The 13,585-nt window shown below is 38.7% G+C and carries 12 protein-coding genes; all 12 read left to right on the top strand.

Annotated features, from left to right (window positions below; translation table 11 throughout):
* The first annotated feature begins 30 nt into the window (after positions 1-30).
* Positions 31-900 carry a 4-(cytidine 5'-diphospho)-2-C-methyl-D-erythritol kinase gene (ispE, locus tag V7068_RS05390; protein WP_499711416.1) on the top strand — a complete coding sequence of 290 codons (870 nt, stop codon included), beginning with the start codon at positions 31-33 and terminating at the stop codon, positions 898-900.
* 61 nt (positions 901-961) lie between these two features.
* On the top strand, positions 962-1,783 hold the full coding sequence (gene purR / locus V7068_RS05385; protein ID WP_252288185.1) for a pur operon repressor: 822 nt from the start codon (positions 962-964) through the stop codon (positions 1,781-1,783).
* An 18-nt stretch (positions 1,784-1,801) separates the two neighbouring features.
* Complete coding sequence (gene ridA / locus V7068_RS05380) at positions 1,802-2,176, top strand: 2-iminobutanoate/2-iminopropanoate deaminase (protein ID WP_119117766.1); 375 nt, start codon at positions 1,802-1,804, stop codon at positions 2,174-2,176.
* A gap of 147 nt (positions 2,177-2,323) precedes the next feature.
* Positions 2,324-2,626: a septation regulator SpoVG gene (gene spoVG / locus V7068_RS05375; protein ID WP_119117765.1), complete on the top strand. Its 303-nt coding sequence runs from the start codon at positions 2,324-2,326 to the stop codon at positions 2,624-2,626.
* Positions 2,627-2,927: 301 nt separating this feature from the next.
* Entirely contained in the window at positions 2,928-4,301 is a 1,374-nt protein-coding gene (gene glmU / locus V7068_RS05370) for a bifunctional UDP-N-acetylglucosamine diphosphorylase/glucosamine-1-phosphate N-acetyltransferase GlmU (protein ID WP_499711414.1), read from the top strand.
* Positions 4,302-4,316: 15 nt separating this feature from the next.
* Positions 4,317-5,270: a ribose-phosphate diphosphokinase gene (locus tag V7068_RS05365; RefSeq protein WP_499711413.1), complete on the top strand. Its 954-nt coding sequence runs from the start codon at positions 4,317-4,319 to the stop codon at positions 5,268-5,270.
* A gap of 129 nt (positions 5,271-5,399) precedes the next feature.
* Positions 5,400-6,044 (top strand): 50S ribosomal protein L25/general stress protein Ctc, encoded by a 645-nt coding sequence (locus V7068_RS05360; protein ID WP_499711411.1) that lies wholly within the window; start codon positions 5,400-5,402, stop codon positions 6,042-6,044.
* Between the two features lie 342 nt (positions 6,045-6,386).
* A complete protein-coding gene (gene pth / locus V7068_RS05355; RefSeq protein ID WP_499711410.1) occupies positions 6,387-6,947 on the top strand; it encodes an aminoacyl-tRNA hydrolase in 561 nt (186 codons plus the stop codon).
* A 90-nt stretch (positions 6,948-7,037) separates the two neighbouring features.
* Positions 7,038-7,268: an anti-sigma-F factor Fin gene (gene fin / locus V7068_RS05350; RefSeq protein ID WP_127758615.1), complete on the top strand. Its 231-nt coding sequence runs from the start codon at positions 7,038-7,040 to the stop codon at positions 7,266-7,268.
* A 275-nt stretch (positions 7,269-7,543) separates the two neighbouring features.
* Entirely contained in the window at positions 7,544-11,083 is a 3,540-nt protein-coding gene (gene mfd / locus V7068_RS05345; RefSeq protein ID WP_499711434.1) for a transcription-repair coupling factor, read from the top strand.
* A 176-nt stretch (positions 11,084-11,259) separates the two neighbouring features.
* On the top strand, positions 11,260-11,796 hold the full coding sequence (gene spoVT, locus V7068_RS05340) for a stage V sporulation protein T (RefSeq protein ID WP_127758616.1): 537 nt from the start codon (positions 11,260-11,262) through the stop codon (positions 11,794-11,796).
* A 189-nt stretch (positions 11,797-11,985) separates the two neighbouring features.
* The gene (locus V7068_RS05335) at positions 11,986-13,584 is read left to right on the top strand and encodes a putative polysaccharide biosynthesis protein (protein ID WP_499711408.1); all 1,599 of its coding nucleotides are present in this window, start codon (positions 11,986-11,988) and stop codon (positions 13,582-13,584) included.
* Position 13,585: the final 1 nt, after the last annotated feature.

Here is a 13,585-nt window from a genome sequence, read left to right as displayed (position 1 = left end):
CTTTTAAGAACGTTAAAGTAGGTGGAAATAGTGAAGCTCATGGAGAAGGCACCAGCTAAAATAAATTTGGCGCTTGATGTGCTTTTTAAGCGACCTGATGGCTATCATGAAGTAGAAATGATTATGACAACGGTGGATCTTGCCGATAGAATTGAATTGAAAGAGATTCCTGGGAAAAGTATCAAAATTCTATCTCATAATCGTTTTGTGCCAGACGATCATCGCAATTTAGCTTATCAGGCTGCACATATATTAAAAGAACGGTACAATGTGAATAAAGGCGTTTCGATTACCATTGAAAAGAATATTCCGGTTGCAGCTGGACTTGCTGGAGGAAGTAGTGATGCGGCTGCGACATTAAGAGGATTGAATAGATTATGGGGGCTTGGTCTCTCATTAGATGAATTAGCGGAAATTGGCGCAGAAATTGGTTCTGATGTCTCTTTTTGTGTATATGGAGGCACGGCGCTGGCAAAAGGTCGAGGTGAGAAAATTACTCATTTACCACCGCCTCCGAATTGTTGGGTTATTTTAGCTAAACCAACGCTTGGTGTTTCGACAGCGGATGTTTATAAACGCTTACAGCTTTCTGATATGGAGCATCCAGATGTGTACGGAATGATTGCAGCGATTGAAAATAATGATTATCAAAAAGTATGCAGTGGTTTAGGGAATGTATTAGAACAAGTGACGTTACCGCTTTATCCAGAAGTAGCAAACATTAAAAATCAGATGAAAACGTTTGGAGCAGATGCCGTACTAATGAGTGGAAGTGGTCCGACAGTTTTTGGGCTAGTGGAGCATGATTCTCGTATGCAAAGAATTTATAATGGTTTGCGCGGCTTTTGTGATCAGGTATACGCTGTTCGTTTGCTTGGAACTCAGAACCATCTTGAATAAATACGTACATTAGTGTTATAGTTACTATAAAATATTCGGAAATAAGACAGGGGGTGTTTTTGTGAAATTTCGTCGCAGTGAAAGACTTGTCGATATGACTAATTATTTATTAGAGCATCCAGGAGAACTCGTTTCACTAACTTTTTTCTCTGAAAGATATCAGTCAGCGAAGTCTTCTATAAGCGAAGATTTAACGATTATTAAAGAAACGTTTGAACAGCGAGGCATTGGCTCGTTAACGACCATTCCAGGTGCTGCGGGCGGTGTGAAATACATGGTATCTATCAAAGAAGAGGATGCAGCTGCCTTTATTGATGGGCTGTGTGAGACGATTGCAAGTCCGGAGCGATTACTTCCGGGCGGCTACCTATATATGACAGATATTCTAGGTGACCCGCAAACGGTAAATAAAGTGGGGCGCATTATTGCGGCTAGATATGCGAAAGCGAATGTTTCTGTTATTATGACGATGGCTACAAAAGGGATTTCGCTTGCTTATGCGGTTGCGAATTATTTGAATGTTCCCGTTGTGATTGTTAGAAGAAACAATAAAGTAACGGAAGGTTCGACGGTGAGCATTAACTACGTTTCTGGTTCCTCCAAGCGAATCCAAACGATGGTTCTTTCAAAAAGAAGCTTAGTGGAAGGTTCTAATGTGTTAATTGTAGATGATTTCATGAAAGCTGGCGGAACCATGAAAGGCATGGTAAGTTTGCTGGAAGAATTTAAAGCAACAGTAGCAGGTATTGCTGTACTTGTTGAGTCTGAACATAATGAGGAACGTCTGATTGAAGATTATATATCATTAATTAGATTGTCAGAGGTTGATGAAAGAGATAAAAAAATTAATGTAAGCCGCGGGAATTATTTTCTAAATGATTGAATAAAGGGGGAAATGAATATGAAAGCAGTACATACAAATGAAGCACCAGCAGCTATTGGTCCATATTCACAAGGAATTATTGTTAATAATGTGTTTTACAGCTCAGGTCAAATTCCACTTACTCCAGCTGGAGAGATGGTAACAGGCGATGTAAAGGAACAGACTCATCAAGTGTTCAGCAACTTACAAGCCGTTTTAAAAGAAGCGGGAGCGTCATTTGAAACAGTTATTAAAGCTACGGTTTTTATTAAAGACATGAATGATTTTGGGGCAATTAATGAAGTGTACGGAGAGTATTTTTCAACACATAAGCCAGCCCGTTCTTGTGTAGAAGTAGCTCGCCTTCCAAAAGATGCATTAGTTGAAATTGAAGTAGTTGCGCTCGTCAAATAAGACGAGCTTTTTTTTATAAGTATTGAAAAAAATATAAATAAATTCTAAATTTTCTAAAAAACTTACAATTCTTAGAAGGAGTTCTCCTTTTTTTGTTGAATTACTTAAATTAAAGTTTCATAACAACAAATAGGGATGGTGAACTTAATGGAAGTAACTGACGTAAGATTACGCCGTGTAAACACGGATGGACGCATGAGAGCAATCGCATCAATTACATTGGATAATGAATTTGTTGTTCATGATATTCGTGTGATTGACGGAAACAATGGTTTATTTGTTGCAATGCCAAGTAAACGTACTCCGGATGGAGAGTTCCGTGATATTGCTCATCCAATTAATTCCTCTACACGCGGTAAAATTCAAGAAGCTGTCTTAACAGAATATCATCGTTTAGGAGAACTTGAAACGGAATTAGAGGAAGCAGGAGCTGGCGCTTCTTTAGCTTAAAAAATCAATAAAATTTGCATCTAGGAGCCTACTACTTAGTAAGGCTCTTTTTATTACTGGCCATGTTAATGGAATATTGTTGATTTATACAAATGTTGGCTCATTTGTGCGAAACCACAATGTCACCCGTCTTCATTCACTTCCCCCACTATTCTTCAAAACTCCTGCTTATTTGAAAAATATGAAGAATTTATCTCACCCAAAATTGATAATAAAAGGTACTTTTAATTGTTACCTTGAAATGATTCGCTATTTAAGATAATATTTTTAATGGATAAAAAGGTTAAAATGGAGGCCTGTTATGAGGAATCGGTATGCAATAATATTGGCCGCGGGACAAGGTACAAGAATGAAATCAAAACTATACAAGGTTTTGCACCCAGTCTGCGGAAAACCAATGGTACAGCATGTTGTTGAACAAGTCAATCAACTTCAAATAGAAGAAATCGTAACCATTATTGGACACGGTGCCGAGCAAGTTCAAAAACAACTTGGTGATGTGTGTCAATATGCTTTGCAGGCTGAGCAGCTTGGAACAGCGCATGCAGTGATGCAGGCTGAAAGCGTTTTAGCTAAGCAAGAAGGAACAACTCTTGTCATTTGCGGAGACACGCCTTTAATCAAGGCGGAAACGATGGAGGCACTTGTTACTTTGCATGAAGAAACAGGAGCAAAGGCGACGGTTTTAACAGCCTACGCAGAGAACCCTGATGGATATGGTCGAATTATTCGCAATGCCAATGGACTTGTCGAAAAAATTGTCGAACATAAGGATGCGTCGGACGAGGAACGTGCTGTAAAAGAAATTAATACAGGTACGTATTGCTTTGACAATCAGGCGTTATTCCAAGCGTTACAACAAGTTTCGAATGACAATGTGCAGAATGAATACTACTTGCCTGATGTTATTGAAATTTTGAAATCTGCACAAGAGACTGTAACTGCATTCCAAACAAAAGACTTCGAAGAGACATTAGGTGTGAATGATCGTCTTGCTTTGTCACAGGCAGAGCAGATTATGCGTAAGCGAATGAATGAAACCCATATGCGTAATGGAGTGACGATTATCGATCCTGCAACAACGTATATTGAATCCGGTGTTAGTATTGGTCAAGATACAACGATTTACCCGGGTGTAACGATTGCGGGTCAAACAGTGATTGGAGAAGATTGTGTGATTGGACCGCATTCAGAAATTAAAGATTGCGAAATTGGCAAGGGAACGCATATTCATCAATCTGTTGCTCATTCCAGCAGCATTGGAAGCAATGTGAACATTGGTCCGTTTGCTCATATTCGACCACAATCTGAAATCCATGATTCTGTCAAAATCGGTAATTTTGTTGAAATTAAAAAGACAGTTTTCGGTGAAGGCAGCAAAGCATCTCATTTAAGCTATATTGGCGATGCAGAGGTAGGAAAAGGCGTCAATATCGGATGTGGTTCGATTACGGTCAATTATGACGGTAAGAAGAAGTATTTGACGAAAATTGAAGATGATGTATTTATTGGTTGCAATTCAAACCTTGTAGCACCTGTAACGGTTGGGAAGGGTGCCTATGTGGCAGCTGGTTCAACGATTACAGAAGACGTACCAGGTGAAGCATTGTCTATTGCCCGCGCTCGTCAGATTAACAAAGAAGATTACGTGAAAAACTTAAATTCTAATAATTAACCTATGGAGGTCATCATGTCAAACCAGTATTTAGATCCTAATTTAAAAGTGTTTTCATTGAACTCGAATGTTGGGTTAGCTCAAGAAATTGCTGATGCTATTGGAGTAGAGCTTGGTAAGTGTACGGTAACAAGTTTTAGTGATGGTGAAATTCAAATTAACATCGAAGAAAGTATCCGTGGTTGTGACGTTTTCGTCATTCAATCTACTAGCCAACCAGTTAATGAGAACTTAATGGAACTTTTAATTATGATCGATGCTTTAAAACGTGCGTCAGCAAAGACTATTAATATTGTTATGCCTTACTATGGATATGCGCGTCAAGATCGTAAAGCTCGTGCTCGTGAGCCAATTACAGCGAAATTAGTTGCGAACCTTTTAGAAACAGCTGGAGCACACCGTGTTGTGACGTTAGATCTTCATGCACCGCAAATTCAAGGTTTCTTCGATATTCCAATTGACCACTTAGTAGCTGTGCCACTTTTAGCTGATTACTTTGGTGGAAAAGAATTAGAAGATATCGTAATTGTTTCACCAGACCATGGTGGTGTAACACGTGCTCGTAAAATGGCAGATCGCCTAAAAGCACCAATTGCTATTATCGATAAGCGTCGTCCAAGACCAAACGTAGCAGAAGTTATGAACATCATTGGTAATATTGAAGGGAAAACAGCGATCTTAATCGATGACATTATCGATACAGCGGGTACGATTACACTTGCTGCAAATGCGTTAGTAGAGAGCGGTGCGAAAGAAGTATATGCATGCTGTTCACATCCAGTTCTTTCAGGCCCTGCCATTGAACGTATCCAAAATTCAACGATTAAAGAACTAGTTATAACAAACTCTATTGCTCTTCCGGAAGAAAAGAAAATCGAAAAAATTACTGAGTTATCTGTAGCACCTTTAATTGCTGAAGCAATTATCCGTGTTCATGAAGAGCAATCAGTAAGTACATTGTTTGATTGATGATAGATAGGTGTAAAAGACAGTGAGCGGCTTCGCTTGCTGTTTTTTTATGCATAAATTGGATACATAAGGGGAAAGATGATGTAGACTAGCTTGAATTTTTATAGAACTGGGAAGGTGAAGATGAAGATGAGCCATGTACTAGTAGCAAAAGAGCGGACAGACTTCAAACAATCTACATTAAGAGAATTACGTGAAAGTGGAGAAATACCAGCAGTAGTTTACGGAAGCGAGAATGGGAGTCAAGCAATTTCCTTGAATTATGCGGATTTGAAAAAAACATTGAAGGAAATCGGTCGAAATGGCATTATTTCATTAAAGTGTCAAGGTAAAGAACATCAGGTTATGCTTTCAGAATATCAATCTGATCCGTTAAAGCAAGAGATGTATCATGCTGATTTTCTAATCGTTGATATGTCGGAGGAAGTACAAGTAAATGTACGAGTTAATCTCGTCGGTCAATCAAGTGGTGTAAAAGATGGCGGAGTACTTCAGCAGTCTCTCCATGAAGTAACCGTTACTGCGACGCCAGGTGACATTCCAGAGTCGATTGATGTTGACGTGACAGAGCTTGAAGTGAATGAAACACTATATATTTCCGATTTAAATATGAAACAAGGTGTAACGCTTAATCATAGTGGTGACGAAGTAGTGGCCTCTGTCTTAGCCCCTCGCCAAGAACGAGAAATTAGTACAGGTGAACAACAAGAAAGCGGCATACCGACGAATGAAGAAGGGCGTGAAACAGCCGCTTCTCCAGAATCCCAAGCGTAGAGATTACGCTGGCTTCCTTTCTTTGTTTTAGATAAAAAAATAAACATGGTATAATAGGCGTAACACATTATGGGTTGCGCTTTTTTATTATGAAGGCTTTGTTATACTGTGATGCAACGTTTGGATTCACATTATTGTTTTACATAGCCTATATGAAAGACAAGGTAAATAATCAATAGCTTCATATAATTCTGTTATATAAAAGGGTAGAGATATATCCTTTTAGGTCTTGTGAAGCTTGCATTCCTCTAGAGATATGAGATACTATTTTTACTAATGTTTCCAAAAATGTATATAATAAAAGGTGACTCCATGAAACTTAGTTGTAACGGAGTGTGAAAAATGAAGTTAATCGTAGGTCTGGGTAACCCTGGAAAACAATATGAAAAAACGCGACATAATGTCGGGTTTGAAGTAATAGATGCATTATCTGATAAATGGTCTATTCCTTTAAATCAAGCAAAACATAAAGGAATATATGGGATGGGTGTAATTGATAACGAGAAGGTAATTCTGCTTAAACCGTTGACATATATGAATTTATCTGGTGAATCTATTTCAGCTGTTATGAGTTTCTTTAAAGTAGAAGTGGATGATGTTGTCGTGCTATATGATGATTTGGATTTACCTCCTGGTAAAGTTCGGCTGCGTCAAAAGGGAAGTGCTGGTGGGCATAATGGGATTAAATCAACCATTGCTCATCTTGGTACACAAAACTTTAACCGAATTCGGATTGGTATTGGGCGGCCTTCTGGACCGATGGCTATTTCAGATTATGTATTGGGGAAATTTACATCTGAGGAATGGCCAGAGATTATGAACACCGTTGAAAAAAGTGCTAATGCATGTGAAGCTTGGTTAAAGACGCCTTTTTTACAAGTAATGAATGTATATAATCAATAATGTATGAGGAAAAATATCTTTCTTGCTTAATGAATAAAAATCCCTTATTTCTGTTCATACTAATGGCAATACAGTATAGGGGGTTACTATATGGCTCTCCATTATCATTGCCGTCATTGTGGAATCAAGCTGGGCACTATTGAAGAACAGCAGATACAAGCGGCACAGTTAGGGTTTAACCAGCTGAGTGATGAAGAAAGGCAAGAGATGATCGTTTATGACTCTTCTGGAAACATTCAGGTTAAGTCGATTTGCGAAGATTGTTATGAATCATTGCAAAGAAATCCAGAGTTATATCAAAACGATTATATTATTCATTAAGCGGGAGGAGCTTTGGATAAATTCCAAAGCATTTTTCCGTTTGTCTTCATTTACTAATATTGCAAAAAAATCAATAGCATCATATAAAGGATTCTTTTAGTTAGTATATTGACTGTGTGAAGCCATGTTGGTGATTTTATAATTTTTGGCACATTTTAGCTCTGCTCCATGAAATAAGCTAAAACCGAAAAGCCTTCTATAACAAAGTAAACAGGGTAAATGATTGGATAGAAAAAAGCATAATTTTGATTTTATAGGGAGGAGGGGCAAAGATGGTGAATGGATTACAAAATTTGTTCTCCAAGCACGATAATGTCCATTCGTTAATAGCGGGTATTGATGAAGGATTAAAGGAACAATTGGTTTCTGGTTTAACTGGTTCATCAAGGTCGATGCTTGTGGCATCTATCTATGAACAAACGAATAAGTCAATTTTATTAGTGACACATAATCTTCTACAAGCGCAAAAATTTCAAGAGGATTTATTGAATTTTATTCCGGAAGAAGAGCTTTATGTGTTTCCTGCAAATGAGTTAATTGCAGCAGATTTAAGTGTTGCCAGCCCCGAATTAAGGGCGCAGCGAGTAGAGACATTAAATTTTTGGTCGCAAGGGAAGAAAGGCGTTGTTATTGTCCCGATTCCTGGTATTCGTAAGTTCCTTTCACCAAAAGAGGTATGGAAGAAGTACCAGCTGTCCTTTCAAGTGGGGGCTGATATTGAGCTGGAGGAAACATTACATAAATTAATTACTATGGGATATAGTCGTACGGAGATGGTTTCTTCACCAGGTGAATGTAGTATTCGCGGTGGGATTATTGATTTGTATCCGATTACCGAAATGAATCCAATTCGAATTGAATTATTTGATACAGAGATCACGTCGATTCGAACATTTTCTTCTGATGACCAACGTTCTATTGAAAAGCTTTCTCGAGTGACAGTTGGACCAGTAAGTGAAGCTTTACTAGAAGATGAACATCTTAACAATATAATGACAAAGCTTGAAAGAAACTTAAGTAAGAGTTTGAAAAAGTTTAAAGATGATAAAGTGAAGGAACAGCTTGCTGAGACAGTGGGGCATGAATTAGAGCAATTAAAACAAGGACAGAAGCCGGATCAAATTTTTAAGTATTTCAGTTTAGCGTACGATAAACCGGCTAGTTTAATAGATTATCTTCCTGATGATGGAATTGTTCTTTTGGATGAAATCAGTCGGATTCAAGAAATTAATGAATCATTAGAGAAAGAAGAAGCCCAGTGGTACACCGATTTATTAGGTGAGGGGAAAATTGTTCATGATGTGAAGTTAGCTCATGACCTGCCGAGTTTAATTACGCATTCTTCTTATCCATTCATTTATTTATCATTATTTTTACGCCATGTACCGCATACAAATCCACAGAATATCGTGAACGTGGCTTGTAAGCAAATGCAGAACTTTTATGGACAAATGAATGTATTTAAAGCAGAGGTTGAGCATTGGAAAAAAGGACAGTACACCGTTGTGATTCTTGGTCAGGATGAGGAACGCATGAAGAAGATTCAGGGGGTGCTGGCAGATTACGATATCGAAGCTGCTGAATTAAAGGATTCTAGTCATTTACAGCCAGGCCAAGTTCAAATTTTGCGTGGTAGTTTAAATAGTGGTTTTGAAATGACGATGGAAAAAATCGTGATTATTACAGAAACGGAACTATTTAATAAAAGGGCAAAAAAATCGAGTCGCAGGCAGAAATTATCGAATGCAGAACGAATTAAAAGTTATTCTGAGTTAAAAGTAGGGGACTATGTTGTTCATGTAAATCATGGAATTGGGAAGTACTTGGGAATTGAAACATTAGTTATTAATGGCGTTCATAAAGACTACCTCCATATCCGTTATCAAGCAGACGATAAGTTGTATGTACCTGTTGATCAAATTGACCTTGTTCAGAAATATGTCGGTTCGGAAGGGAAAGAACCAAAGCTTTATAAACTGGGTGGAACAGAGTGGAAACGAGTGAAAAGTAAGGTTCACTCCTCTGTGCAAAATATCGCAGACGACTTGATTAAATTGTATGCCGAGCGGGAAGCGGCAAAAGGGTTCGCATTCTCACCAGACGGAGATATGCAAAGAGAATTTGAATTATCCTTTTTATACAATGAAACGGAAGATCAGTTGCGGTCGATTGCTGAAATTAAGAAAGATATGGAGCGGGAAAGACCGATGGACCGCTTGCTTTGTGGCGATGTAGGGTACGGAAAGACAGAGGTGGCTATTCGTGCTGCTTTTAAAGCGATTGCCGATGGAAAACAGGTAGCCTTTCTTGTTCCAACAACGATTTTAGCTCAACAGCATTATGAAACATTACGAGAACGTTTTCAGGATTTCCCGATTTCCATAGGTTTGATGAGTCGTTTTCGAACGAGAAAGCAACAAACAGAAACGGTAAAAGGTCTGAAGACAGGCACTATTGATATCGTTGTTGGTACACACCGGATTTTATCGAAGGATATTCAATATCATGATTTAGGCCTTTTAATTATCGATGAAGAGCAACGTTTTGGAGTGACGCATAAAGAAAAAATTAAGCAATTGAAGACGAATGTGGATGTGCTGACGTTAACAGCAACGCCGATTCCTCGTACCCTTCATATGTCGATGCTCGGGGTTCGAGATTTATCGGTTATTGAAACACCGCCAGAAAATCGTTTCCCTATTCAAACCTATGTGATGGAGTATAATGGAGGATTGGTGAAAGAGGCCATTGAGCGAGAGCTGGCTCGAGATGGTCAAGTCTATTTCCTCTATAACCGTGTGGAAGATATTGCGCGTAAAGCAGAGGAAATTGCTATGCTCGTTCCTGATGCTCGTGTGACATTTGCGCATGGCCAAATGACAGAGCAGGAATTGGAAGCCGTGATGTTTGGTTTCTTAGAAGGAGAATACGACGTATTAGTAAGTACGACGATTATTGAAACCGGTGTTGATATTCCGAACGTAAATACGTTAATTGTGTATGATGCAGATCGAATGGGTCTTTCCCAACTGTATCAGCTTCGCGGGCGAGTTGGACGTTCAAATCGAGTGGCGTATGCTTTCTTTACGTACCGAAAAGATAAAGTGCTAACAGAGGTAGCTGAAAAACGCCTGCAATCGATTAAGGAGTTTACTGAACTTGGTTCCGGATTCAAGATTGCAATGCGCGACTTATCCATTCGTGGAGCGGGGAACTTGCTTGGAGCCCAACAGCATGGATTTATTGATTCGGTCGGTTTTGATTTGTATTCGCAAATGTTAAAAGAAGCGGTAGAAGCAAAACGTAATGAGCAACCGGCAGAAGAAAAAGTATCACTGGATATGGATATTGAAGTAGACGCCTATATACCAGATGCGTATATTGCTGATGGTCATCAGAAAATCGAGATGTATAAACGATTTAGAGGCATTACTTCAATTGAAGAAGTGAAAGAGCTGCAAGAGGAAATGAGAGACCGTTTTGGTGAATATTCAGAAGAAGTTCATTATTTATTTTTAATGGCTGAAATGAAAGTTTATGCGATGAAAGCTGGTATTGAAAGCATTAAACAATTAAAACAGGTTATTACCATCTTATTTTCAGAAAACGATACACAAAAAGTTAATTTAAAACAGGTGAGCGAGCTTACCGCGAAACATAGTAGAATGATTAGCTTGGGTATGGAAGGGAAATGCTTAAAGCTGGCTGTTCATACGAAAGGTATCGAGCAATCTAAATGGTTTAAGGTGTTATTTGAGCTTGTGGAGGGACTTCAGCAGGCCAAACAAGAAGTACAAATAGCGGAAAAAAATTAATCGGAATAACCGACTCTGTCTTAGTTACTCATTTAGAATAATCTATATAGGAAAGAAATATTTCTTCAATATGTATAGAACTTTCCATTAGTAAAATACTAGTGCTATAGCGCTCCGCACAATGGTTACTAAGATATACATCCAAATCAATTTAGATGAAAGTGAGGCAACATAAGATGAAAGCAACTGGTATTGTTCGCCGAATTGATGATTTAGGAAGAGTCGTAATTCCGAAAGAAATCCGAAGAACTTTGCGTATTCGTGAAGGAGATCCTTTGGAAATCTTCGTCGACCGCGACGGAGAAGTAATTTTGAAAAAATATTCGCCGATTAGTGAATTAAGTGACTTTGCTAAAGAATATGCGGAAGCGCTATATGATAGTTTAGGGAATCCTGTATTAATATGCGACCGTGATACATACATCGCTGTAGCAGGTGGTTCCAAGAAAGAGTACTTAAATAAAAGTGTAAGTGAACTAGTTGAGAAGATTATGGAAGATCGCAATTCTACAATTGCTTCTCCAAAAGGTCAAATTTCATTCGTCGATGGCATTCATGAAGAAGTGCAATCATATGCAGTGGCTCCAATTATTGCGAACGGTGACCCAATCGGTGCTGTTTTGATTCTTGCTAAAGAAGCGGCAGTAGGCGATGTAGAGCAAAAATCTGTTGAGACAGCGGCTAGCTTCCTTGCACGTCAGATGGAGCAATAAAATAAGAGTTAGACAGGCTATTGATTAAATAAGGAGAAGGGACAGCGATATAGAGCTGTCCTTTTTCTGTAGATTAAGAAAGCATAAAAATGTCTAAGTTAAGCAAGTTGCCTGCTTGACTGGAGCTGCTTTTTGATTGCTAAAATATGCTATAATAACAACCACATAGAAATGAAGTGGGGTATTAGCATGGTTAATCAGCCGTATTCAGCATCGAAGGAGTTCTTTCGCGGTGCATTTATTTTAAGTATTGCGGCTATTATGGTAAAGGTATTAAGCGCAGCTTATCGAATACCTTATCAAAATATTGTAGGGGACATCGGCTTTTACATATACCAGCAAGTATATCCGTTTTACGGAATTGTGCTTACGTTGTCGACGCTCGGTCTTCCTATCGTCATTTCGAAGCTTATTGCTGAAGGAAAGTTTGCTCAAAGGGATATATTGGCTGCCTCTTTTCTTATGTTAGGTGTAATCGCGCTCGTGAGTTCCACGAGTCTTTTTTTAGGAGCGGATTGGTTAGCAAATAAAATGGCAGATCCTCGTTTAGCTGAACTGCTGAAAATTTTGTCCCTGTCCTACTTATTGATGCCTTTAGCCGCCGTCTTTCGTGGATATTTTCAAGGAAATCATGAGATGCTCCCAACAGCGAGTTCACAAGTTGCTGAGCAGTTCGTTCGTGTGCTTACTATTCTTGTTTTCACACCCATCTTGATTCACCAAGGGTATTCTTTGTATGATGCAGGAGCAGGGGCCGTTTTCGGTTCAATCACAGGCGGACTAACGGGGCTTATTCTTTTACTGATTTTTTTTGTGCGATATAAAAAAAGGAAAAGAGTTCAGCTTAATGCACTTCAGCTTCGACAGTTTCCGCTGATTATGAAAGTATTAATATTTCAAGGCTTGGCCTTTTGTATATCTAGTTTAATCCTCGTTTTCCTTCAGTTGATGGATTCACTGCATTTATATGCGTTACTAAGGCAAGCTGGAATTGCTGAGATGACAGCAAAAGAGTGGAAGGGGATATATGATCGTGGTCAACCGCTGCTTCAATTAGGGACGGTTGTAGCGAACTCACTCTCGTTAGCACTTGTTCCATTGATTGCAAGATATGGTAAGAGTCAAAATGAACAGGAGCTGCTTTCAAAAATCAGATTATCATTGCGCGTAAGCCTTATGATTGGCTCAGCTGCAACAGTAGGACTTATTTGTCTAATCAAACCTGTGAATAAGATGTTATATACCGATAGTCTTGGCTCAGTGACACTTGCTATTTTTTCCGTATCGATTGTACTTTCATCCCTTATTATGACAATGGCTGCTGTCATTCAAAGCTTAGGACACTATATAGCCCCTATATTCATTGTGGCAGCAGGAGTTGTCGGAAAGTGGTTCTTAGATGTGTGGCTAATTCCGCATTATCATATAAATGGAGCCGCTGTGGCAACTGTCCTTTCCTTGTTAGGAATGACAATTGGTTTTTCTTGCGTCTTAAAAAGTGATGTGAAACAATCATTATGGATAGGAAAAGATATAGGAATTGTTATGCTTAGTGTTGGATGTATGGCATGTACATTATGGGGATTTAATATGGCGGCGGATTGGCTTGTTCCGAGTGAAACAAGAATGATGGCTACAATTCAAGCGCTGTTTGGTGTTGTTCTTGGTGCACTTGTTTTTGGTGTTATTATTTTACGTACAGGTTTGTTTAAACAAGACGAATTGATGCTTTTGCCATTTGGTAATCAATTAGAGCGATTGAATAAATGGAATAGGAGTAATGAATAAC

The organism is Bacillus sp. JJ634 (genome assembly GCF_036962285.1).
GTDB lineage: Bacteria > Bacillota > Bacilli > Bacillales > DSM-1321 > Peribacillus > Peribacillus asahii_A.
This window is presented reverse-complemented; position numbering and strand designations above follow the sequence as displayed.